Here is a 26261-nt window from a genome sequence, read left to right as displayed (position 1 = left end):
CTGAATTAATACGAAACCGGATGAAGAAAAACAAGAATCTTCATGTTCATGAACGGAAAACAGATCGACGACGTCAAGCCACTCCCGGACACAGCGAGCCAATGAGATGCACTGTGCCCGGCTTTAGGCCCCTGGTTCCGTCGTCCATCTGTACCTCCCTCCCTTCCGTCCATATGAGATACAGCCTTATGTTTTAACGCATGGGTGACAGCTTCTCGGCCAGACCGGACGGATGGAGTTCATAACCATTCTCCGTATACGAATCGTAATACAACCGACCATTGCGATACACCATCAGGTCTTCCAGATGGAAGCCCCCCATCAGATTCAGCTTCTCCACACCACTGCTTCGTTCTTCGTATACCACACCCAGCTTATAGATCCGTGACGTTTCTTCGGCATGCGCCGCGTAGTCCATGAAGGCACTATGGTGATCACCAAAGAAATATTTTTCTTCATAACGATGTTCCTGCGTATAGTCGAATACTCTTACCCGAACGACCGCCTGCTCCTCTAGTGTGCGATACAATCGGCGGAACAGATCATCACGGGTCAGTACATTTTTGTCTCCATAGGTAATGGTAACATTCGCTCGTAACAGCAATTCTTCCTCAAAAGGTACCCGGAGCGGTTCTGCTGTAAGCAGCATCACATGACATACTTCCATCAGACGTTGCAGGAGCCGCTCGTTTCCTTCTGTGGCAAGCTGGTTCATATCCCCCATATAGCGGTCCTCGAACCAGACATCCCGTCCACGCTTCGCCTCCAAATCTGCGATCAACGCTTCCGTCACTTTGCCGTAGTACTCCATTACGTTCTGACCGATATATTCATCTGCAGCCGCTATGCTCTCTACCGCTGTCTCACGTAAAACACGTTCCAACGTTGCCAGTGTCTCCGTTACACTGCGGCTGAACGTATGCAGTTGTTCCATCTCTGTGTCGTAGACACGAAGCAGCTGCAATTCATTCTCAAGACGCAACAATTCAACTTTGGGCACATACACGCGTTCCAGCAAACAATCGATTAAATTGCGCACGTTCTGTTTGTCACGGAAGAAGGCACGTTTGAACGACTGATCCTCTACCCGCTCCTGCTGACGCTGCTCCAGTAAGGCCCGTGCGGATTCAAGCTGCACCGATTTATCACGAATCAATCCAAGCAATGCCTCACGCACACTGCCGAACCCATTGTCACTCCAGGCGGCCCATTGAAAATAGCCAACCTCAGGATGCTCCGTGCGCGATTGCTCGGCCTTACGACGAAGGGAGCCTTCTGTGCTGCGCTGGCGTACTCGTTCCTCGGCAAGACGGACCACGTTATCACGGTAGTACGCCTCTGCCCCATGCCCGAACAGTGCTCTCTCCGCTTCACGCAGCGAGAGCGGCTTCAGATCGGTGAAGCTGACGTTATGCGTCATAATGCCGCTCATACCGCTCACCAGATCCTCATCAGGAAGAATCCCTTCCACTTTGCGCTCTACCGAAGCTCCATCCAGTCCGAAAAAGGCAAGCTTGTCCTTGATGCTCCACTCGGGTTCCTGCCGCATCCGTTCAAGCAAATAACGATACAGATGGTACAACACCGCGAGTGCAATGGGTTTGTTCGGCCGTCTAATCTCGGCAAAACCTGCACTGGCATAACCATGCTGATCCGAGGTCGTACGGATGTTATTTTTGAACGACGTATTGTTATACGTGTTGGCCCCTGTGCTCAATACGGAACCAGAGCTATCCCCATCCTGCTTCCGGTTCTTGAGCAGACAGATTCGGCAGATGATCTCGGCATTTTCGATCCACCCGCCGGGTACGCCAGTTCCCCGCTCATTCTTGTCTGACAAAATATATACGAGATCAAATAACGGAGAAGCGGGATGTACAACCGGAATGGAGATGCCGTCCTCCGTAACCAACAGATTGCCACTGAACGTATAGTCCAGCCCCTGCATGTAATCCAATTCCCGCAGAAAAGCGAGTCCCGCCGCGCTTGCATAACCGAAGGAATCGACCTGCTCCATCTCGCTGACCAGCACATGCAAATCGGTCTGTACCGACTTGAAGGATTGAGCCAATATTGTTTCGGTCAGCTTGGTAAGCTCCGGCAACAATACATTCAACGGATCATCTGCCCTGGTCACGACAGTCACGTAGATTCGATCGAACGATGAATATAGGCGTCCGTATTCGGCAATACGATTACTCACCCGCCGCAAGGTACGATTCAGACCAAAGAGTGCCTGATCTGAATCGTGGAAACTGCGATGTACGTCCTTGCGAAGCGTTTTGGAAGGTCGATCTGTCTGTATGGTGGACAAGGGAAGCACGTGACGTGTCACCTGACCCTCATCGGAAGTGCTGCCATTCCTTGCATCACTCAAGCCGTTAACACGTGCATATCCTGAATGAGCACCAGCGCTGTATTTCTTCGGTTGCACGGGGTCATGCTCACGATGACGGGCATCTTCCTGATTTTCCGTCCCAATCTGTACATAGACTACACCTTCTCCGTTATCCCACTTCAGCCGGTTGATTTCCTGGACAGCAGACACTGCCGGAGCGACCTGGTCACCCACAAACAGGAACAACGCGGGGTAATGGATGCTGCTGCGACCATCACCCAGGCTGCCTTGACGCTCCTGCTCTGCTGCATACTGTGCTGCATACTTCTCCAGATTGCGTTTCAGAGCATTGTTCGAGCTGAACTCCATCCCGGCCGCCACCCTTACTTCAGCCTTCTGCGAATGTCATTCAGTTTCGATGACATCGTTCTGTAGAACTGGTAGATGTCTTCCCCGTTCGCCAGTTCCACTCGCTCGTATTCCAGACGATCACGGGACTCCATGAACAATGCAGCCAGATCATCCAATTTCGTAAGCAGTGGCGTGATATCTTCGGAAGCGGTGAGGTCGTTATCACGGCGGGACGCTTTGCGCAGCAATGTGCTGCGATCCTTCTCTGCCAATCCACGGAAGTTGCCAAACACTTCATATTCAGCAAAGTTACGGCTCTTCATCAGGTTCGCAAACGGCTCCCATGCATCTTCTTCCGGATCACGGTCATAGACGTACAGCGCACCCTTCTTCACGATGGTATCCGTGTAGAGTGCTTCGATGAAGCGGTCATACCACTGCTCCTCGTCCTGATGCTGGGCGAGAATGCCTTCCAGCTCGGCGACTTTGGCCGAGATGGCGTTCATCTTCGCCAGTTCTTCACGTACCCGCGCGATCAGCTGCGGGGAACGCACCAGGTTTTCTTTGGCCATATCTTCATTAATACTTCCGAAAATGTCCTTCACCGACACCCGTGGCAATCCTTCGGATTGCAGGCGTTTCAATTCCATGACTGCCCGCTTCACTTCACCCAGGTTCGGCGTGGTGGACGTCAGGCGCATGTCGTAGGCACCCAGCTTCGCAGACAGGTCAAACGTTTCTGTTGTCACAATTGCATAGCGGTTGCTTGTATTCTCATCAATGGATTTGGCTGTCACAATGTTGTATCCAAGCGCCTGCTCGAATTCGGTACGTACACGGGCGTTGTACTGCTTCACCCGGGCGTTCTCGTACACATCTCCCCATGACTTTTCTGGAATTGGCGACGGCAGATAGGTCCAGTTATTCTTTTCGGTTTGCACCAGATGGCGTCCGATACCTTCTTTGTCCAAAATGGTACGTTCATAACTTTCCTCATATACTTTGAGTGGTGTGTACACAAACAATGGTACCCCGTTGCGAGTGTTCAGCCAGAAGATCCGGTTGCGCACTTCACTTTCCTTAACGGTAAAATGAGATTTGCCCACCGCATTATTCTGATAATTGCGAATCCCTCTCAGAATGCCCGGCGCCTGTGCCGGCACAGATACGAATCCCCAGGATGGGAAATGCAGACTGCCTGTGCTGTTGCTCAGATTGAACACCGGAACGGCCTCATCATCCAGTTTGCCTGCAATGAAGCGTTCCACGAATTTCTCGACCGACTCGTCCTGTCCATATTTGATAACCAGGAAGTCCTCCATCGAGCGGGTAATCAGATCTCCGAACTTCTCGGTCAGGAAATCAGAGATGGAGCTGACGATATCGATCTCATTCTCTTTCACCCACTGGCTGGAGTTCTCCAGCAATTCACGCGAGAAGTCGCGGATCAGGTCATCCGTATCGCGCTTGTCCAGCAGTCCATCCACCACACTGACGATATCCGGCACACTTACAACGTTCCAGTAATACGTTTTGTTGCCTTTATGATCGGACTGTTCTTCGCCGCGTGTAAGGATATCCCCGTTTTTGGAGAAGATCGAGCTGAGTGCGTTCAGCGTTTCGGTAAATACGTTATAAATGCGGCTGTTCTCCTGGTTCAGCAATTCGTACAGGTCCTCGTAGAACTCGATCATCTGATCGTTGCGTTCCACATCGGCATGCAGCCAGTACTCATGAATTTTTGCTTCAATATAAGCATTCTTCTTCTTCTCTTTGGAGACAAACGCACTCTTCGCATCGCCCAGCTTCTCTTCGGACTGCTCCTGAGCGGCCTCAATGTCACGTGGAATGCGGAAGGCATTCTCACGCAGGGTTTCAATGTACGACTGAATCATCTTCAGTACACAGAAGCCTTTTTCCGTGTAGATCAGACGGGAGACATAGAACGGACCCTGTTCAGGATGCAAAAACATACGGCGGATCTGTTCGGTGAACTGACCCGCAATCTCACCCGGCAGCTGTTTCTTCGCCTTGATATATTCCTCACGGGCACGAGCCAGGAAGTTCTGCTCCAATTCGGTATCCATGTTCACAACCTGTGATTTCACCACATTGCCATAGGACAGACGCTCGCTGTTCTGATAACCTGGGAGCGGCTCCGGCACACGGGCTTCAAAGGACTTGACCACACTTTCGAGATCAATGCCGAGCTTGCGGGCAAATTTCTCGGTATCCTCCTGGTTTGGCGCTTTGGAGAACATGGTGTTCATTTTGTCGAACATGCGGTAAGCCAGATAAGTCGTCATTTCTTCAATCGGCAGTACCGCTGAGGATGCACCGATAATGTTGTAATCATAGTTGGCCGGATAGGCTTTGTTCATCTGTGCAATGTTCGTGCGAATGTTGCTAATATAATCGTGGATGGCAAACTCCTCGCCGGATTGCTTTTCCTCACTCGCCATAAAGTTAGTGATGTTCTCGGCGGTGACGTTCATGCAGTAATCATAGGCGTTCTCCAGCAGTTTGCCTTCCGTGTTGGTTGCGGAAATCAGATGACACAGGTTGAAAGGCGGCAGCGGTGAATTTACGGTCAGAATATTGCCGTATTTCTGAGAGAAACGCTCTCCCCGGCTATCCACGTTCATCCAGTAATCCAATTCCTTGAGCGCAGCGTATCCATTCTTGCGGATATATTCACGAGTGTGTTCACTCAAGCTTTTGTTGGACAGATTCACGTCTGGGGTGAACAGATAACCAAGCGTATTCACGCGGTCAATCCCGGCAGAGCCGTGATCACGTTCGATAATCCCGCGCACGATATAGGAGATATCGAGGAAACAACCACTGCCTGTACCGCCGGAAAGACCTGTCAGCAGGAACACCATCAGTTTTTTGTTGGTGCCTACAGATAATGTTTTGATCTTTTTGTCGATCGCCTGTACGACCTGGTTAATCTTCGTAAACAGCAGCAGACGTCCAGCCTGACGCACCCCTGCGGCTCCGTTCATGCCATCGGTGATGCTCAGCTCCGGAGACAGCCAGTCCGTAATGTACGGCTCCAATACGCTGCGGTTCTGAAGCAGTCCCCCAATCTCGGCATTGGACAGCAATACGAATTCATTAATTGGATCAAGTCCGATGCCTTTATACTTTTTGGCGCGATCCTGTTCATTCGTTTCAAAAGCAAGAAACTCCACGTTTGACGGTTTGTCCATTTTTTTCTTAGATACCGGGTCCTGCGGCAGCTTGAAACGTCGGTTAATCTGGTATTTAAGACGCAACAGCGCATCAATACCTGTTCCTCCAAGACCGATAATCAGAATCGGGTTATCAATTGTATCGACTCTGATTTTCTCACTGACAATCCCTCCGCCAAGCGATACATCCAGTTGCTGAATATGTTCTCTAACAATCGGTTTCATTCGTTGTCCTCCCTTTAGTTAACGCAGTCGGAACTACACATGATTACACTTGCCACTCCGATGACAGAACAACCTTCCGATCGCTGTTATCCCCAGATTTTTTGATTCTCTTTTTCAAAGGTGAAAATCTGGTGATAAAGGCGAGCGCTTCGCTTCTTCAGCTTTTTTCTGCCCTCTACGTTCTTGTGTAAACGGTTATTCCAACTTCTATTGGCAATCATTTTCAGACCAAGTACTCGATCAAAATCGTTTTGTCCGCCTGTTGCAGCGGGATGCTCAGTCGGTCACCGTTCTTCAGTTCAACGCCTGAGCTTGCATCAACGGCACGGCCGGATTTCTCCAGCGTTCCACCTGCAGTGTTGCGGATTATAATTCGATCCCCATTGCTGGGCGTAAATACATATTTCTCGGTTTCCTTCAATTCAGGGTCCAGCTGTAACAGCTGGTGCAGATGGAATCTGCCCCGGAAGGATGTCAGCTTTTTATATTGCGGGTACGACTTGTCCCCGGTATTCTCATCACGAATTTCGACAACCATCTGTCCGACAAATCCACGGTTTTTGCGTTTCAACCAGCCTAGCAGGAACCAGACACCCACAGCTACCACGATCAATGCGATCACGCCCAAAATAACAGGTATCCATGGAAATGGCTTGTCCTGCTCGCCCGCAGGCGTCGTTGGCTGAGTTCCGCTACCAGCTGCTCCGCCCGCATTGATCATAATTGGAGCACTTTCCCGGTAGAAGCTGTCTTCTTCTGCACGGATAACAAGCTCGTAGTTATGGTTGTCCGGCACTTCAAACGTTCCGGCGAACCCGGTACCCGTGTTTTCAAGCGGCTGTTCTGTGCTTTTACCTGTATCCTGATCGTTTACGACCAATGTCGCCTTCATATCGGCATACAGGTCATTATCCTGCAGCGGTTGTCCCCCATTCTCCAGCTTGGCAGTCAGATCGACTTTGTCACCCTTCGTATAGGACTTGGTCTTAATTGGGTCCACGACGAGCTGGAGATCATAGTTGAACAACAGGTTGATATCGATGCTGTCTTTCGGAGCCCCTTTTACCCGAAGTTTCCAGTCGCCTTCCTGGGGCTTGAGCAGCTTCACCAAGGAATAACTCTTTGAAGTCGAGAGCTTGGCAGTGTCAGAGTTCAAGGCTACGGCCTTGCCGGAAGGATCGGTTAATTCAATCTGGACTTGCTTTGAAGACATAATCGAGATGTTGGCTTCAAGTACACTGTCGTTCGGTACGTTCACGGTAACTTCCTGATAACTGCCGTTTCCTGTAATGGAGGGCAGCTTCACGACATTCAGTTTGGCATGATCGGCGAAAATCTCACTCAGAATCTGTGGCAGATCATCCGGTGTATCTGTGATAAAGGACTTGCCTCCGGTCTGCTGAGCCAGATCTGCAAGTGCGTCCTTGTTCAGTTTGCCGTCTGCGTTCAGTCCAATCGTATAGACGGGAATCCCCTGATCTTGTGCTTCCTTGACGGCCTTTGCCAAATCCGCATCGGACTGAGACTGGGTGCGACCTTTAGTTTTGTTAAAATCGTTGTTGCCGTCAGCCAGCAGCACGATCATTGGCGAGTGAGATGCGTCTGCTCCATGGTTCAGCACATTCACCGCTTCAGCCACCCCGACAGAGATATCGGTATATGGCCCTCGGCCGAGCTGATCTATAAAATCTTTCAGGCTGCTCTTGTCCGCATCGGACTGAATCTCCAGCAATGCCTTTTCCCGCTCCACCTGATCGGTGTAAGCAACAATCCCTACCTTGTCCCCCTGGACCGGCAGCATATCAATAAACATTTTCATGGCTTCATTGCTGATCTTGTCACGGTCACTTGTATTCATTGAATTACTGACATCGGCTACAAGTACCGCATCGATTCCGCTTGTCTGTGCCTGAGCCGCTGCAGCATGTGGCAGCAACGCCTGAGGTAGCAGCAGCGTTAGAAATGCCAGCAGAACCAGAGTTCCGCTGAGCCAGCGTATTTTGCTTGTCCGCAGCATTGGGTGTACTCCTTCACGTTTGAGATTAAAATGGGAATAGTTTATTATAGGCGTCAAGCCTTAAGGAAATCTTAACAGTCTACTAATAAATTCTGAAAAGCACCCCTATCTTCAGTTACAGTTTTGTAATGACTGACAAAAATCGACGAATTCATGTCAGTAGCTGGCATGAAAGTTCCAACTATGGAAATATGATATAGTTATTGCCAGCAAACTGCAATATAACGATGCTTGATCAGTAAACATTATCGTTTATAAGATGAATATAAGAATCACACGCTAACGGAGAGGTCAGAAAGGTTGTTCTGCCATCGAAATGGCTCGGGTGTGCAAACAATAGTTCATCTTACAACATAAGCAAAATGATCAAGCCATAGAAAGGAACGGATTATGGTTACATACGGATGCCTCGCCATATTGTTTCTTTTTGTCATTATAAAGGTGATTGCGTTCCTGCTTCATCGGCGCAAACCCGTTTCTCGGGAAGATGCCGATCGAACCCTCTACACTATTCTGAATGGCGAGCGTGATTGACCATGAGCAATAAACAAGTTGTATCCATCAGACCTTTTATAAGAACAACGCATGCGTTTCAAAAGTTGCGTGTCTGCAAACGATGCGGCCAGTATACCTGCCTGTGGGAGGATCACTGTACTGCCTGTGGGCGCGACACCCTTGCCACAGTGGAAGAACGCGCCTCTTCCCGCGTGAAACGTCGGATTGCACGCGACCTGTTTATCACGGTAATCCTTGGTGCAGCGGCCACCTATTTTGGTGAAACCATAGACCAAACGATGGCGGCGGCCAGCATCTCACTGCTGCTCCTGATTGGATTGATCTTCATGCAAAAGCGATCGTTCCAGGTCGAACAGCAGCGTGAACTCAAACGCATGCTGCATCAGGATGAGGAAGCAATTCGCCAGGGCATTAACCGAAATTGGGCCCTTGTCGCTGAAGCACGCAAGCAGGATGAAGCGCTAGCCTACGAAATGCTCCGGGAGATCGGCTCACTCGTCTATAACGACCGGATTCGTCTGCAGCAGGTTGCGCTGCTGCAATCCTTTGTGCTGCGCAGTGATATGGACCTGCAGCTCAAACCTCTGCTGCTGCACAGCTTCGAGCGGCTGCTCGCTGAATATATCGGTGAAATCGCACGGCTGAAGCCCGAATTGGTCCGTGAAGATGCGATTCGATATGTCGCCACGTACGAAGTGAATATTTTGCAGCTGCACAACGGGATTCAGATTCTGACGGCAGTAGCCGCCGCTGCTGTACGCAAAAGTAAATATATTGAGTTGTTCCCCAGTCTTATTACCCGCTACGCCCGCTTTATGCCCAAAGATCGGTTTATGCGGCTCTATCGAACTCTGGAGCTGTATCCGGGTAAGGCACGTGGAGGTCTGGCGGAATCGGTTACTCGGGTGTATAACGAGAAATATCGGGATTCATACGCAGATGTTCGTGTGTAGAGCTGTTGTATATGGAACCGAAATGTAAATTAGTGCAAACTCAATCCCTGTATATAGACGAACCACAATTCGTTTACCCCTGCATGCGTACTGGAATTACACGTGACATTGTATAGTTTTTATCATATAAGCTTCAACGAAAAAACACCCCATCCTTAGGTCTAGGATGAGGTGTTTTGATATTTGGAAAATGTATGGCGTTCTTCCAAACTACTTGTTATGGGTTTGATCGTTTACCGTCCGCGACGAGAATCGCGGCGGTCGCTCTTGGCCGGCCCGCGTCCTACGGAGTCCGTCCGGCGTGAACCTTCACTGCCGCGCCCGGAGCTGCGCTTATCGGCGCTACGGCCGCCCCAGCCGCTGCTGCGCTCATCGCCGCTGCGACCTGCACCACGCCCGCCTTGACCCGCTGCACCGCGACTGCTGTCGCTGCTGCGCGCGGAACCACGGCCTGCGCTGCGCTCGTCGCCACTGCGGCCGCCACTACGACCACCGCTGCGTCCACCTTCGCCGCCACGGGAACCACCACGACCGCCACGTCCGCCTTCGCTGCGGCCGGTACGACCTGCACCACGACGGGCACTGCCTGTCCCAGCGGAGCGTCCGCCAGAACGTTCTTCATCACCCTGACTGTTGATGGAACGTCTATTTGCTCCAGTTGATGCTACCGGACCTTCACTTGTCCACTGGATACGGGACAGCTTCTGATTGGTGCCTTCCTCAATACGAGCAAGCTCCGGTCTGTCGTGCTGTGTTGCAAATGTCACGGCAAGGCCCGTGCCGCCTGCACGACCCGTACGGCCGATCCGGTGGATATAGCTTTCCGCATCATGCGGCATATCGTAGTTGAATACATGCGTTACGCCTTCAACATCCAGTCCGCGTGCAGCAACATCCGTAGCAACGAGGATTTGCAATTTCGCGTCGCGGAATGCTTTCATTACATTCTCACGCTTGGATTGGGACAGGTCCCCATGAAGTTCATCGCTCGCATAACCTGCTTCACGCAGATCTTCATTCAGCTTGGATGCACGGCGCTTGGTCCGGCAGAAAACAATCGCCAGGTACGGGCGATACGTATCAATCATGCCGCGAAGTGCCTCAAGTTTGCCACGATCCGTACACTCCAGCACCTGCTGGCGAATCTGATTGATCGGAATCACGGATTTGGAGGATACTTTTACATCTTCCGGGTCTTTCATGTAGTTCTTCGCCAGGTTGCGAATGCCTTTCGGCATCGTTGCCGAGAACAGCATCGTCTGACGTTTGTGTGGCAGTTCACGAAGGATAGTTTCCACATCATCCAGGAAGCCCATGTGCAGCATTTGGTCAGCTTCATCCAACACAAGTTTCTTCACATTATCCAGCTTCAACGTGCCACGACGCAGATGGTCCAGGAGACGTCCCGGCGTACCAATCACGATCTGTGTACCGTTTTGCAGTTTGCGGAGCTGCTTGTCCACATCTTGTCCGCCGTATACCGCAAGAACATGCAGCTTATCGTCGTTTGCAGTCAGCTTCTTCGCTTCTTCCGTAATTTGCAGCGCCAGCTCCCGCGTAGGGGCAATAATCAGTGCTTGCGGCGAGCGGTCGGATACGTTAATTTTCTGAATAATCGGCAGCAAAAAAGCCAGCGTTTTCCCTGTACCCGTCTGTGCCTCAGCAATAATATCACGCCCACCCAGCAATACCGGAATCGAACGCTCCTGTACCGGAGTCGGCACGGCGATGCCCTGATGTTTCAGGATCTCGCACCATTCCGGGCGAATGCCCAGTTGTTCAAAGTTTGCCAATCGTTACACCTCTGTATATTCATTTAGATAAGTCCATTTCATAATTGCTTTCACTTGGCTTCAATCAAGACTAGTTTTCCGTATATCAATCATGATTATGAAATGAATTTTTTAAAAAGCAATCGGTCCGTTGCTCTTCTTCTCCATACCCTGTAGTTTACACGTTAGTCAAGCAAAACAAAAGGGGATCAAGAATTACACCCTCAACTTGTAGCACAAAATTCCAAGATCCGCGTGACTTGTATCGACCAAGTGAGTTTGTGGATAGCTTTGAGAGTAGAGTAAGTATAGAAGCTCGCCTGAGAACGGTGACTACCACTTATCACTAATTTTAACGAACCCAGGACACCCTATTCTGACAATTAGAGCCGCTTGGAATTTCTAACGAACACCAGCTACTTTATTATTCAAAAATACACCCAGAACGGCTGCAGTATTGGTGATATCAGCAAAATAAAATGTCTGAGATTCTTTAGAATAGGGAAAACATGAAATAACCCCATATAAGACATGCCAGGTTCGTTAGAATTTAATCTAATCAAAACAGCGGCGCCCTCTCCCGAATTAAATCCGGAAAACAATGCGCCGCTGATAAAAAAATAACTATTTATGTTGAATAACTATTTATGTGGTCTACTTCGTTGCAACCAAGTTACGAACTGTGCCCTTGCACCGTGGCAAATCCGCTCTTCTCAAGCAAACGAGAGCTTTCCTCGTTCAGTCCACGCAGATGCACTGTTTTTCCCAGCTTCGCATATTTGAACTTCACTTTACCAATGGCGACGACCGCCGTGTTATCCCAAATATGTGATCCGCCAAAATCAATCATGATTTCCTGCGGATCAGTCTCCGCATTGAACTCATCAACGAAGCGGGAAGATGAACCGAAGAAGAACGGTCCGTGGACACGGTACACCTTCTGCCCCTGCTCCTCCTTTGCCTGAACACGAATCTTGGTCTGTTTCCAACCAAAATGAAGCACACTAAGTACAACGCCGACCATTACACCGATAGACAGATCGTGGGTATACACCACAATAGCAACTGTGACTACCATAACAATGGCTTCCGCTCGTGGCACACGCGCAATGTTCTTGATAGAACCCCAGTCAAACGTACCGATGCACACCATAAACATGACACCTACGAGTGCACCCATCGGCACCTCTTTCACCACACCACTGAGCAATAACAACAATATGGCGAGAAAAGCCCCAGCCGTAAATGTGGATAATCGACCTCGACCGCCAGATTTCACGTTAATAACCGACTGTCCAATCATCGCGCAGCCACCCATGCCGCCGAAAAGGCCATTAACAAAGTTGGCAATCCCCTGACCACGTACTTCACGGTTTTTGCTGCTCTTGGTCTCGGTCATTTCATCCACAATCGTTGCAGTCAGCAAGGATTCCAGCAGACCTACCAGAGCCATCGTGAACGAATACGGCAGCAGAATCATCAGCGTATTGAGGGACCAGTCGATATTCGGCAGATGAAACATAGGCAGGGTACTCGTGAGATTCCCCATATCACCTACCGTTTTGACATCCAGATGTAATAGCGCCGTAATGATCGTCATGATTACAATAGCAATCAGTGGAGCCGGAACGCTTTTGAAAAAACGTGGCAAAATATAAATGATCGCCAGCGTACCTGCTACCATCGCATACATGATCCAGTTAGCGCCCGTGAAATGGGTAAGCTGAGCCATAAAGATGAGAATCGCCAGTGCGTTCACAAATCCGGTCAACACCGAATGCGGCACAAACGTAATAAACCGCCCAACCTTGAAAATCCCCAAAATAAACTGAATGATGCCTGTCAAAATCGTAGCAGCAAACAGGTATTCCACGCCATAATCTTTGACGAGTCCCACCATCAGTACCGCCATTGCGCCCGTTGCTGCCGAGATCATGCCCGGTCTTCCGCCCGCAATTGAAATCACGATGGCAATCGTAATCGAAGCGTATAATCCGACCATCGGATCGACACCCGCAATGATCGAGAAGGCAATGGCTTCCGGAATCAGCGCCAAGGCTACCGTAATACCTGCCAGCACATCTCCGCGAATGTTACCAAACCATTGTTGTTTTAAAGTATTCATATCTTCCTTTGCCGGTCCTCCTACGTATTTAAAATCAAATTTGTCTTATCGCCTGAACGGCAAGAGAACGGTTCGTCACTGACCAACTTACAACAGACAACATAAAACAGCGGCATACCCTCCCGCAAAAATCCGTCTATATAAGTTGAATTACATGTTGCATTGAACATGATCCGAATATGTTATCCGATATCATGTCTGAACATGTCTCATCCGTTCCAGTGTGCACCTCTTATTTCCACTACAGCATTCAGGTGTCTTGCTTTCGAGACGTTGTGAGCCAATCACAATTTCTCTAGGTTTTCCCCTCTCAGAAAAACCGGGTCCGTTAATGTACTGACCTATTATTATAGTCATAGGAAGCGATATGTACTAATACAATTGAACTGAAAAAACAGGAGCATATCTCGTATTATCTTAATCTTGCGTTATTTAACTCGGAAATACTCTGTTCTTAAACAAACTATTCTCATAAAAATTGGTTGCGACTCTATCCTTTAGCCCGACGGTTTTTGTTTAATAAATAGCTTACCAGATAAAACATAGCCAAGATTCCTGTAATTGCTAGACAAACAAACCTCTCCCTTTCACAAATAAAAATAACCCGCAAAGATCCTTTTTAAAAGTCTCTTTACGGGTCTTGTTACTAATCTAAAATCTCCCCGATTTAAATATAGAATATAGCAGGAAGGCCACCATCAGAATGGCTACCAGAAAACCAATCTCAATGACCGGAATATCCCATAGCATGGTGGACTGGTGACTGATCGAAGAACCGATAATCAACCCGACCATAATGATACAAAATGCCAGCAGTACAATACTGAAAGACAGCCGATTACTAATCTGGTCCAGCCTGCGCAGGAGTGTTTCCAATTCAGGTACGCTGACCTCCAACCGCAGCTTTCCTTTGCTGATGATTGATGAAATCTGTCTTAACTGTCCCGGAAGACCCATGACACTCTCGGCCATATCCGCCGCACTGCGGAACAGACGATTCTTGATCCTCCCAGGATTGAAACGTTCCTTGATCAGCTTTCGACCAAATGGCTCGGCCATGTCCACGATACTTAAGGAAGGATCGAGATGTTCGATGACACCTTCCATGGTGAGCAGCGATTTCCCTAGCAGAAGAATGTCGGCAGGCATCACGACCCGATGTCGCTGGGCCACACCGAACAGATCATTCAGTGCTTGACCCACGCTTATTTTGGAAAAGGGAATATCGTAGTATTTGCTGCGCAGCTTGTCCAGATCGCTATGAAGCCCTCGCAGATCCATATCATCCGGCATCATGCCCAGCTTCTCAATTGCCCGGATCATGCTGTCCGTATCTTTGCGCATCAATCCGATAATGAGCGAAGCCAGATGCTGCTTCATCTCATCACTCAGACTGCCCACCATGCCGAAATCGATAAAGGCCAGCCTGCCATCCTTCAACACCATCAGGTTGCCCGGATGTGGATCGGCATGAAAGAATCCATGAATGAAAATCTGATTCAACAATGAATCTACCAGTCGCTGAGCAATGTTATTGAGATCATGCCCACGTTTAATCAACTCGTCACGGTCATTCAGCTTGATGCCTTCGATGTACTCCATGGTGAGCACACGAGAGGAAGTTTGATCCCAGTAGATCACTGGTATTTTCACTTTGTTATCCTGCTGATATTGCTGTGCAATCTTCTCCGTATTACGGCCCTCGACTGTATAATCCAGCTCGGCCATTAGTGCCTGGGCGTACTCTTCTACCATTTGCGGGATCTGATATTGCTTCACCCAATCCCAGCGTTTCTCCGCCATCGCAGTCAATTCTCGTAAAATATCCAGATCGCGCTGAACAATACGCGATATGCCGGGCCGCTGGATTTTAATAGCTACGGCCTCACCGCTTCGAAGTTTGCCCAGATGCACCTGTCCAATACTAGCCGCAGCCACAGGGGTATCCTCGAACCGGGAAAAGATGTCCTCCAGCGGTGTATCCAATTCCTGTTCCAAAATACCCCGTGCCGTCTCCGAGGAAAACGGCGGGACCTGATCCTGCAGCTTCACCAATTCCCGGATCACAGACTCGGGCAACAAATCTGCCCTTGTGCTTGCCAGTTGCCCCAGCTTGACGAAAGCCGGCCCCAGCTCCTGCAGCACAAGTCGTATGCGTTCACTCAGCGTCTTGGTGGTGTGGGCTTCACGCGACATCCACCGCCGGGGTAAGGCCAGCAACTGGAACAAACCCAGCTCCTCGACCATATAACCGAAGCCATGACGCACCAGCGCCATGGCAATTTCCCGGTATCTGCCGACATGTTTGATTCGCACAGCCATCTACTCGATCTCGTTTCCTTTGAGAGGAGGAACTTCAAGTGGAGCTGGGGATACATCAGGTTGAAGCTGTGGTGTGTGACCCAGTTCTGCAAGCTTTTTCTCAAGGACGGCAACACGCTGTTCCAATCTGGTTACATCACTCTCGGATGGAACGCCCACTTCCTGAAGGACGCGCTTAACCTGTTCATGAATCATTCTTTTGAACTGGCCCTGTTCTTCATCGCCCCGTTCCATCAGGCGTTCGACCAACGCTTTGGATTCACCAGGCGCCAGTTCCCCACGCTTGACCAGATCATCCACGGTTTTCTCAATTTTCTCCTTGCTTACAACAGTAAGACCGAGCCCTAACGAGATTGCCTTTTTGAACAAATCGCTCATTCTTGTCATCCTCCTCTTCGTTGATCTCTATAGTATACCCTTAATTCATCCGCACACAAAAGAAACGGTCCCGCTATACGTAACGTGCAGCCCATTTTCCTGCCTGCAAAATCAACTGACGATAGGTTTCATGTGCAAACGAAGGTACATGATGTCCTGGCATAAGGTAAACAATGCGTCCAATGCCGTATCTATGCGCCCAAGCTGCGGGCTTTGGCCCTTCTTCGGATTGATACTCCAGCAGAACTTTCGTTTCGGCAAATGAACCAAACTCGAACTGATAAGGCTCTTCCTCCATCGTAAATCCCGATATGCCTTCCGTCACTGGATGACTCTCTGTCGTTACTGTGAACTCCAGTGGTGCATAAGGTGGATGATGCAGGAATTTGGCACCGATCATCTGTTTCAGCTCATAACGATTCTGGAGCGAAATCCCGTTATGTATGATGACCAGTCCACCTCCATTACTAACATAGGACAATAAGCCCGCTGTCTGCTGTGGAGAGACTTTCCCCTTCCAATCGTCCATGTAAGAGATACACACGTCAAATCCGGTTATATTTTCTTGCAGCAGCATGTTGCGATTCTCACTGCACTGCACAGTCATAGTATCGTGAAAAATCCGACTGATCTCCGCATCCACTCCTTGCAGCGGATGCCAGTCCGGATGAGTATAATCACCAAGTAACAACGCTTTTTTACGATGATCCATCAATAAAAACTCCTTTCAAATTACCTAGAACAGAATTACCAAGGAAGGGCTTCCCCCTTGTAATCTACATACGCGGGCTGATCTCCCATGAACTCCTTATGGCGATCAATGAGTGCTGTGATATGCTGAGCCGATTGATCTGGCGTAAGGTCTGCAGCGGTATTCAATTCCCCGCTCATATAACTCTGTACCCACCCGGGATGAATCAGCATCACTTGTCCACCCTCGTTCTTCAGACCATTATGCACAAGGCGAGCCTGCATGTTTAACGCTGATTTGGACATACAATAGGCAAACCATCCATCCCGGCTGCACTGCTCAATACTACCTGCCTCCGAAGAGATATCGACGATCAGCTTGTTTTCCCCTTGAAGCAGGAGGGGCAGCAGGGCATGAGTCACGCGCAATGTTCCCAAAGTATTGACGTTAAATACTTCTGCCATCTCCGCCATGTTTAACGGTCCGCGGATATGATCCGTAATACTTCCTAGTATAGCCGCATTATTAATAAGCATATCCAAATGCTCTGTATCCAGCTTCAGTGTTTCCGTGAACAAAGCTACGGACAGATCATCCGCAATGTCGAGTTCGATGGCGCGCAAATGTTTAGGATAGGCATCCGTCAGAAGACGAATCCCTTCGGACTTTTCCATGTCCAACCCTGCCGCATAAACGATATAACCTCTCTTCAGCATTTGTGCCGTCAGAGCCAGTCCCAGTCCACGTGCCGCCCCGGTAACACATACGGTTTTCATCATGCTGTCCCTCCCTCACAAGCTTAATCTGTCTTTAATTCATTCCACATTATTATCCAAAAACCTTTAATTATGAATGGGTACAACTAACTTCACGACCAAAGTCTCAGGTGAATTACCATGAATCAGAGTCGTTCAGCTTATAGAAAATATAAAAAAGTTCTGATCCATATATCAGACCAGAACCGGGAACCATTTGGCATCTTACATGCGTTTCATTTAACACTTCGATAGGAGTACAGGCGGCATCACATCTTATTGCATATGATGGGCCTTGTCCGCAGATTGGGCAGCGTAATAACGCCCCAGTTCTACGATTAGTGCCCCCATCTTCTCATCCTCCGGGACCACGAGTGCCTCAATACCTTCTTCACGCATCGCGTTTGCCGTAACCCTGCCCACCGAAGCAGGCACCACCCCTTGCCGGAAGGCTTCCTGCATGGCTTCGAGCTTGCCCTTTGACGCCGCATATTCAACCAAAAACCGCACTTGGGGTCCGCTTGTAAACGCGACAGCATCGACCTCATGCAGCAAAATTTCATTCAACAACTGTTCCAGCTCGCCCTCTTCGGGCGGAACGTGACGATATGGAAGCACCTGACGTACTTGAGCCCCTTGTTCCTCCAGCCACCCGACCAGCTTGGGCGCAGTTTCCCCGTGCAGTTGCAACATGACCTTCTGTCCCGCAAGTTCATGAGGCGCGAATTCACGAATCAGCCCGTCTGTACTGCCATCATCATCCCGCACCAGCGGGGTCAGTTTACGTTTTCGGAGTGCATTAACCGTTTTGTACCCTCTTGCAGCAATCAAGGATGCCGATAATACGTCCAGCAATTGATCAGCAATTTCCATATCCTCAGCCATATCAAAAATAGCATCCAATCCCATACCTGTGGTTAATACCGTCCAGTCTGGTGGATCGGATATCCAGGATACCAGACCATCCCGAATGTTACGATCGTCCAGAAAAACAGTTCCCTGTGCAGGCCGGACTAGTGGAATCCCGCCCAATTTCTCAACCAGCAAGGACATCTCTTTGGATTTTCGTGGTCCTGTCAATGCTACGCGTATACCTGCCAAATGTTGAGCCATCCATGTTCCCCCCGTTTATTCAGCCGAATGTCATCAGTCTGACTACAGTATACAGGGTACTTCTATGGAGGGAAACCGAGTTTCCCCTCTTTTCGGCGGTTCATCTATAACGATTTTTGATGGAATATATCAGGAAGGCTGTAGTTCTCCACCCTGATGTCCTTCCCGTTTCCCTTTGTCAGATTCATCTCGTTCCTGTGATGTTTTGTTTGATTTCTCCTCGTTGGAGTGCTGCTTCGGCTTTGTGCCATCCGTTGCCTTCCGGTCGTTCATCCCCTTTTTGCGGGGACGAAGGAATATGAAAATGATGATGGGTAACAGCACCTCGAACAGAATCCCAATCCAAGTCCATTCCCGTGTAAAGCGGAAGAGCTGAACGGCGTTTTTGCAAAACCAGAAGGCGCAGACAAACCCGATCAACGCAACCGGCCCTGTCATGACTTTTCCTGAGACCTTCGGAATCATTCGTTTCAGGCCCCAACATACAAAATACAGGTCAAATGCAATCTTTGTAATTAACGTAGGTAGCGTTACCGCTGCTAATGCAAGGTCAAACCGATCAAGGAAATCACTGATTTGCAGTTGTCTTGCAAGCTCATAGGAGGGATATACCAGTCTGGATGCGATGGGTACCCCCACCGCCAAGATAGTTTCGATGATAATCAGCATCATTAACAGGGCTGCGAACGTAATCCCTCCCATGACTGACTTGAATCGAAAATCACTGCCTTTAACTACAAATGGGATGGCAATCATCTCACCAAAAAAGGAAAATATGTACCAGCTTCCCTTGCCAACACCAGCAACATCGATGTCAAAATACGGCATGAGATTGTCCATGTTAATTTGCTTAATGAGCATAAATGGCAAAATTAATGAATTCAGCACAAACAATGTAACATACAGCTCGGACATTCCTATTAGGGATCCCAACCCTCCCCTCACGATAAAGACAGCCATGACCAAGAGGGTCAATACAATGATGGAAATCGGGGTCGTCTCCAGCAAGGTAATGCTTATATAGTCACCAATTAGCCGGATATCGCGGGCAAATATAAAGAGGAAAAACAGGATATACATTATACCTGTCATACGACCGAAAAAAGGGAATCGCTCCACCAGAGATTCAAACAGATCCTGATCGGGGAACCGTCGCTGAACACGGCTTAACATCCATAGGGATGCCACCATGACAAGAAACACAGGTATATAAGATAAGTAAGCGTGCTGTTCAGCATAAAAAATGGCTTGTGCATGGGGCTGCATCAACGTACCTGTAATGCTGAGCAGCATGATGAGCAGCACCAACTGACGATTGGTCACATTTTGATTCATGGAATACCTCCTTTCTGTCTGATCATTTATGCTTCAAAATTCGTTAGATAACCTTACGGTAACGGTAGCCAACGTTGAACCAATTGGGTAATCCATGTGGAGACAAAGACGGTTTTGCTCAAGGTGGTTACATAAAACCAAATTCCGGCGCTGACAGCGATCAGTCCGTAGGATAACCAGCGATTAATGGCCGCTGCCTGCTTCACATGTTTGAAGTCCATGATGATTACGGCAATAACCATACCCAAATAAGTGAAGAGCAGCGGCTTAATCATGGACAATATCCTCCTCTTGTAATCCAATCGGTTTATTGATAACCCCTACATTTTCAATAAGGATATGTGGCACTACGATTACCTTTACATCTGGATAAATATCATCCCAGCGATCCTTTATTTTTTTCCATTCCTGGGGGAGTTGCTGATGAATGGAACGGCCCAGACCCAAAATATCCGCAGGATATTGTTTTTGAATCAGTCTGACCCCTTCCTTAATGTCCTCTTCGATTTTCTTATGAAGGGCCTGAGTAAGGCTCTTCATTTCTTGGTCTCGCAAATCACCATAATTGGATTCGTTATCTACCAAGACACCCTTCGCATACAGCTCGATCGTCACCGTGACTTTTCCGTTTTCAACATGAGGATGCAATGAAGAGTTATTTTCGTTCAATTTGATGAAAATATCACCTTTTCCACGCGGAGCCTTGACCATCACTTCTGGTTCGTTGGCTTCACCCATTGCCAGTATAAGTGCACCAGCAGGTTCTTTTTCAATCATGCCTATCAGTTTGTCCTTCTTAAAGATGGCGATTCCATCCAACTTGATGTTCGTCTTGACGTCCTTCCAGTTGCCCGGTACATTGTCAGCAGTCGAAGCAACCGGAAGAAATGGATCTACTCCTTCGGAAAGAATCGCATCCGTGAATGTCTTGAGTGAACGCGGTTTGCGCATATTCAGAAAGCACAGTTCGCGTACCATTTCGGAAGGGAATTTTTCGATTGGCGCGTCAGTATCCAGCACTTTGTATGCATATCCTTTAGTCACAATGGGTAACGCTGAAAGCCGGTTAAGCGGATAACGTGTTAGTAAATCAAGCATGGGGGCCACACCATCTCGTGCGAGTTCCTCACCAATCAGCATGGTGCGCCGATGGGCATAATACAGTTCACGAGAGAGTGACTTTTGGCCTTCAACGGATGTTCCGCGCAAGGTTTTGGCTGTATTAGATAACATGAACCACGATTTATCCCCGCTTGTGCCTCCGCCGCCTCCTTCACTTCCAGAAGAACCAGATTGGCCTGGAAGAGCAATTTGAAGGCTGGACCTGTAATTGTCCTTTTCTTTGTCGATAGCAATCCCAATCACAAAAGCGATATCATTAATTTCCTTCCGGTCCCAGCATCCCGATATGAACATAGTACATAGGAGCAGTACGGCTATCGCACGTCGTTTACGGATGAGAACCATGCGCTTACCACCCTTCCTCTGCATCAGGAGAACCGTTAATCTTTTCATTCATCCGCTGCTGGTCACGATGAACCGTTGATGGACGATGGATCATCTTCCACCATGGTGTACGAATCACAATATCCTTGGTATCCGTCTTGCTATAGGGACTGAGACCTGACAGATAAGGCACCCCAAAAGAGGTCATTTGCGTTAGATGTACGGAGATCAACACCAGTCCGATTACAATGCCATACAAGCCAAGCGCACCAGCAAGCAGCATGATCGGGAAACGCAATAAACGTACCGTAATGGCAAAGTTAAAACGTGGGATCGTGAATGACGCAATCCCTGTCATGGATACGATAATAACCATGGGCGCGGACACGATTCCCGCCTGAACCGCTGCCTGTCCAATCACAAGTGCCCCCAGAATACTGACGGCCTGACCTACCGTTTTGGGTAACCTGACCCCCGCTTCTCGCAAAGCCTCGAATGACAGCTCCATAATGAGGGCTTCAACGAGTGCAGGGAATGGAATGGCTTCCCTTGCCCCGGCAATGCTCAGGATCAGAGTCGTGGGCAGCATGTCCTGATGGAACGTTGTAATCGCGATATAAAGCGCAGGTAGAAATAGCGCGATGGCAACAAACAGAAATCGAATCCATCGCACCAGATTACTGATGAAGAACCGTTCGTAATAATCCTCACTGGCCTGAAGCATCTGCCACATGGTAACTGGCGCAATAAGGGCAAACGGACTGCCATCTACAAAAATGGCAAACCGACCTTCCAACAGGTTGCCCGCCACCGTATCCGGACGTTCGGTATAATGCATCTGCGGAAAAGGAGAATATGGATGATCTTCAATAAGTTCCTCTATATATCCCGTTTCCAGAATGCCATCAATTTTAATTTTATTGAGTCGTTTTTTGACATCCTTAATCAGTTTGGGATCGGCAATATCGTCGATGTAGGTCAGTACTACATTGGTTTTGGTTTCGGTTCCAATTGTCATGCTTAACATCTTCAGTGCAGGAGTTTTCAGCTTAAAACGAAGCAAAGCCGTATTGACGCGCAATGTCTCGGTGAAGCCTTCGCGTGGTCCACGAATAACCGACTCGGTCTGGGGTTCCTCGACACCGCGCCGGACGCCGCCCTTGACGTTAAATAGCCAAGCCTGCTTACTTCCGTTGATCAACAGCAGCGCGGAGGATTCCAGCACCCCATCCGCTGCATCCGCCCAGGTATCTACTTTCTTCACCTGCGTCAGGGCGATACGTGTATCATCCAGAGGAGACGCAGGCTCATCCGTACGTTGCTCGACCAGACCACGAATTAAAGGCCGAAGCATATGATCCTGAATATCCGTCGAATTCACGATGCCTTCGATGTACACCAACAGACCTTCCACTTCAGGTGAAATCTTGACATTGCGGAAGATCACATCCGAGCAATCTGAGAAAATGTCTTCCAGTGCCAACATATGGCTTTCATGTGAAAGTCCTATCGGTTGCCTCAGAATAGGGGGAGACGGCAGCCCCAAGGGGATGTGTTTCTTCTTTTCTGAATCCTTGGAACCATCTTTCCCTGATGTTTTGTCTGCCATATGCCGCCCCTCCGTTCCTGTTTTTTTATACAAGGTAGCTTGTGCCAGATCATGCGGAATTATGTGGTCTTTTTTTTCGAATCTTGTTGAACACATTTCTCCTCGGAAAGTGAATTATTAAAGTACAGTAAGCAGTGAGCAATACTATTATGGCTGACCTAGTATGCAAAAAGAGCCCTTAAATAGGGCTCTTTATCTTTCCAGTTTTAAACTTCCGAATGAATTGCCGTCGGTTTCTCCAGCATCAGTTCCTTGTTACATACATCATCAAATTCCTTGCCATGGTCTATAATCAGACAGATGTGATCTGACAACTGATGTTGGATCAATTCCTTGATGCTATTTTTCCCTTCATGATCCATGTGAGAGACTGCTTCGTCAAAAAGCAAGACACTTGCCCCTTTCAATAAGGCTCTCGCAATAGCAATTCTTTGAATTTGCCCTCCCGATAAATTCTTTCCATTTTCTTCAATCATTTTGTTATTCTTCTCCGGGAACGACTCCATAATCCTGTCCAGCCCCGTAATTCGAAGCACTTTTTCATACTCCATTACTTCAATATGTTCTGCTCCATATTTTATATTGTTCTCGATTGTATTATTGAACAAATATATTTTTTGAGAAACTACAGCCACTTTTTTACGAAGAGAACGTCTATCAAGTGTACGGATAGACACACCATTGATCAGAATATCGCCGTTGTTCTCTTTGAGCTGATAAAGCCCCGTAACTAGCCTGAAAACGGTTGTTTTCCCGGAGCCATTCTCCCCTTTAATGAGAAGTTTATCCCCGGAACTAAGACTGAATTTAACGTTATTAATAACATGTTCTTGTTCCTCATTATACCGGAATGACACATTTCGAAATTCAACTTTGTGAATAGAGTCTACTTTGTTCTTATCATCATCATACTCACCGACCTGGTCCAAGAAAATATGCAATCTTTTCAGGCTGGCTAATGCTGGCTGTATCGTCAGAGCAGTTGTTGATATACTTTGAACAGGTGCATACATTTTAGGTAAGTAATTCATAAACACCATATATCCCCCGAGTGTCATCCCACTTGTAATTACATCTCTTCCCCCAAGGATAATTAAGAGTACAGAAGATAGTGTTCCTAACAGGACAATTAGTTCAATACCAACGGAGTAAAGAATAGATTGCTTAATACTTGTATTCACCAAATCCTTAGTAGCCGTATTGATTTTTTTCGTTTCCTTGTCTTCTACTGAAAGATGCTTAACCTCTTCGATTCCCTGGACTGACTGCTGAATCTTTTCATTAAGGATTGAACTCTTCTCTGCAGCGTCTAAAGAAATACGGTGTATGGATAACAGGTATCGGTTAGATATGAAGTAATATACCGGCATCAGCAGACACAGAATTAATGTTAATTTTATGTTGATGTTAATAAGGATAATGAACGTTGCAATCAATTCAAAAAAACTTAGTATGACTTTAAATGTGTTTGCTGAAATGAGGCCACCAATAGCATTAACTTCATTCAGTCTGGATGTCAAATACCCACTTGAATATAACCCAAAAAAGTCCATTGGTGAATTAAGCAGTTTCGAAGATATGTCTGTACGAAGATTCAGAAGAATATTTTGGCTAACATTAGTAAATACCACATTAGATAAATAGTTCAAAGTGCTTTTAACAATATAAATGACGGCTAGAATTAACCCCAAGCGGACGACATAACCAAAATCACTCTGTGAAATCCCCTTGTCAAATATATTTTTTATAAGCAAAGCTGGTATAACAGACAATGCCGAAAGAACAATGAGCAATGAAACAGCTATCATCAGCTTACCTTTAAATTGCTTCATATAGACAAAGAGAACTTTCATATAATCGCCCATCCCAGATACCTCACTTCAGTTCACAAGTTTTAACCCCTGTATTCAAACGCTCACAATAGTACATGCCGTTTAATTTTTCGGATTTAAAGCTATCTAAAGCTCTACAATCAAAACAAGATAAGTTTTTTGGACAATCTGAACAACCTTCAATTTGTGTTTTAGACATTTCCCAGAATGGTTTATGGGATTTGCGGAAAAATATTTCCCATAATAACTCAGAGCGTAAATCCCCCAACTTGAATTGTCTCATCATCATACATGGATAGACCTGTCCTTCGGAGGAAACAAATATTTGTCCATATAGACAGTTATTATATTTTTTTAAGTACGGTACTGACTGAATGTTGATTGGAAATTCTCTACTCAAGGGACTGTACATTTCCTGTAGATATTTCTGTGAATAAAAATCATTAGATGGATATATATATATTTTTTGCAAGTTTTCATTACTATTATTATTAATTCTATTTACAGACTCCTCATTTAATGAGCATACAATTACAGAAGTAGTATAGGGTATCTGTTCTTTTACGATAATCTCCATAGCCCGCTTAACCTTCCCATAGGCTTCTTCATCTCCGGTAACTCTTGTGTATACTTCCGCATCATCTCCAAACAACTGAAGTGCGAGTGAAACGTTATTCCGTTTGATAAAGTGAATCATATCCTGTTCAAGCATTGTAGCGTTTGTAAACAAAGTTATATTAATGCTGTGCATAGTCAGAAATGAGATTACTTTTTGTAGAAGTTCTTTCTCAACAAGAGGTTCTCCTCCTGAAATGAAACACTCCTTAATCCCTAGTTTAATAGCCTGTTTCAGTACATCCCTCCACTTATCAAAACTCATTTTCTGTTCATTCGGCCATTTTTTACAGCCACAAGATCTATACACAATAGTACTTTCGGTACAGAATTTACAGTTAAGGTTGCACTCCCCCGTTAATTCAATAACAATTCGATTCAAATGGAACGGTACCAATTTATCGTATTTCAATGTTGTTACTCGGGTTGTCTTTATTTCTTCCACAAATACTTTCCCTTCAAATATTGATCCCAAATTCTGTTCTAGTAAGTTATGAAGTATATGGTCTTCAGGTAAATCCAAATCGATTGCTCTATCACTTAATAATTCTTCGAATGCCATCATGTCGTTCCCTCTAAAATATGCTTTCTTTCCTGATATGAGATCCGTTAAAGTGTATTGATCCAGTTCCTTTACTATTATAATTTCCGGATTCAATTTAAAGTACATC

17 protein-coding genes are annotated in these 26261 nt (G+C 47.4%); 1 reads left to right on the top strand and 16 read right to left on the bottom strand.

Annotated elements, in window-relative coordinates; all coding sequences use genetic code 11:
• Positions 1-193: 193 nt before the first annotated feature.
• The 3 genes from HW560_RS07980 to HW560_RS07970 all read right to left on the bottom strand — a co-directional run bounded on the left by HW560_RS07980 (position 194) and on the right by HW560_RS07970 (position 8128).
• A complete protein-coding gene (locus HW560_RS07980; protein WP_256222254.1) occupies positions 194-2707 on the bottom strand; it encodes a transcription initiation factor TFIID in 2514 nt (837 codons plus the stop codon).
• A 14-nt stretch (positions 2708-2721) separates the two neighbouring features.
• Positions 2722-6111, bottom strand: a complete 3390-nt coding sequence (locus tag HW560_RS07975) for a tubulin-like doman-containing protein (protein ID WP_179262693.1) — start codon at positions 6109-6111, stop codon at positions 2722-2724.
• 223 nt (positions 6112-6334) lie between these two features.
• Complete coding sequence (locus HW560_RS07970; protein WP_179262691.1) at positions 6335-8128, bottom strand: vWA domain-containing protein; 1794 nt, start codon at positions 8126-8128, stop codon at positions 6335-6337.
• A gap of 536 nt (positions 8129-8664) precedes the next feature.
• On the opposite strand from HW560_RS07970, the gene HW560_RS07965 reads away from it, so the two are divergent.
• Positions 8665-9597, top strand: a complete 933-nt coding sequence (locus tag HW560_RS07965) for a hypothetical protein (RefSeq protein WP_179262689.1) — start codon at positions 8665-8667, stop codon at positions 9595-9597.
• A 233-nt stretch (positions 9598-9830) separates the two neighbouring features.
• Here the strand turns inward: HW560_RS07965 and HW560_RS07960 are convergent, their stop codons facing one another.
• The 13 genes from HW560_RS07960 to HW560_RS07900 all read right to left on the bottom strand — a co-directional run bounded on the left by HW560_RS07960 (position 9831) and on the right by HW560_RS07900 (position 26260).
• On the bottom strand, positions 9831-11390 hold the full coding sequence (locus HW560_RS07960; protein ID WP_090903423.1) for a DEAD/DEAH box helicase: 1560 nt from the start codon (positions 11388-11390) through the stop codon (positions 9831-9833).
• A 652-nt stretch (positions 11391-12042) separates the two neighbouring features.
• Complete coding sequence (locus HW560_RS07955; protein WP_179262687.1) at positions 12043-13494, bottom strand: SulP family inorganic anion transporter; 1452 nt, start codon at positions 13492-13494, stop codon at positions 12043-12045.
• A gap of 651 nt (positions 13495-14145) precedes the next feature.
• Entirely contained in the window at positions 14146-15816 is a 1671-nt protein-coding gene (locus HW560_RS07950) for an ABC1 kinase family protein (protein ID WP_179262685.1), read from the bottom strand.
• Positions 15817-16194 (bottom strand): phasin family protein, encoded by a 378-nt coding sequence (locus tag HW560_RS07945; RefSeq protein ID WP_090903420.1) that lies wholly within the window; start codon positions 16192-16194, stop codon positions 15817-15819.
• Between the two features lie 73 nt (positions 16195-16267).
• A complete protein-coding gene (locus HW560_RS07940; protein WP_090903419.1) occupies positions 16268-16906 on the bottom strand; it encodes a ThuA domain-containing protein in 639 nt (212 codons plus the stop codon).
• Between the two features lie 35 nt (positions 16907-16941).
• Positions 16942-17664 carry an SDR family oxidoreductase gene (locus tag HW560_RS07935; RefSeq protein WP_256222253.1) on the bottom strand — a complete coding sequence of 241 codons (723 nt, stop codon included), beginning with the start codon at positions 17662-17664 and terminating at the stop codon, positions 16942-16944.
• Positions 17665-17916: 252 nt separating this feature from the next.
• Entirely contained in the window at positions 17917-18753 is an 837-nt protein-coding gene (locus HW560_RS07930; RefSeq protein WP_179262683.1) for a uroporphyrinogen-III synthase, read from the bottom strand.
• A gap of 129 nt (positions 18754-18882) precedes the next feature.
• The gene (locus HW560_RS07925; protein WP_179262681.1) at positions 18883-20088 is read right to left on the bottom strand and encodes a GerAB/ArcD/ProY family transporter; all 1206 of its coding nucleotides are present in this window, start codon (positions 20086-20088) and stop codon (positions 18883-18885) included.
• A 53-nt stretch (positions 20089-20141) separates the two neighbouring features.
• On the bottom strand, positions 20142-20363 hold the full coding sequence (locus HW560_RS07920) for a hypothetical protein (protein WP_090903416.1): 222 nt from the start codon (positions 20361-20363) through the stop codon (positions 20142-20144).
• Positions 20356-21555 (bottom strand): Ger(x)C family spore germination protein, encoded by a 1200-nt coding sequence (locus tag HW560_RS07915; protein WP_177185832.1) that lies wholly within the window; start codon positions 21553-21555, stop codon positions 20356-20358. The genes HW560_RS07920 and HW560_RS07915 overlap by 8 nt, the downstream gene beginning before the upstream one ends.
• Positions 21556-21559: 4 nt before the next feature.
• Positions 21560-23020, bottom strand: a complete 1461-nt coding sequence (locus tag HW560_RS07910; RefSeq protein WP_257031992.1) for a spore germination protein — start codon at positions 23018-23020, stop codon at positions 21560-21562.
• Positions 23021-23349: 329 nt separating this feature from the next.
• Entirely contained in the window at positions 23350-25008 is a 1659-nt protein-coding gene (locus HW560_RS07905; protein ID WP_090903413.1) for an ABC transporter ATP-binding protein, read from the bottom strand.
• Positions 25009-25018: 10 nt separating this feature from the next.
• Positions 25019-26260, bottom strand: a complete 1242-nt coding sequence (locus HW560_RS07900; protein ID WP_090903412.1) for a radical SAM/SPASM domain-containing protein — start codon at positions 26258-26260, stop codon at positions 25019-25021.
• Position 26261 lies beyond the last annotated feature (1 nt).

Source organism: Paenibacillus sp. E222 (genome assembly GCF_013401555.1).
Classification (GTDB): Bacteria; Bacillota; Bacilli; order Paenibacillales; family Paenibacillaceae; genus Paenibacillus.
The sequence above is the reverse complement of the archived record's forward strand: the minus strand, read 5'-3'. Positions and strand labels throughout refer to the sequence as shown.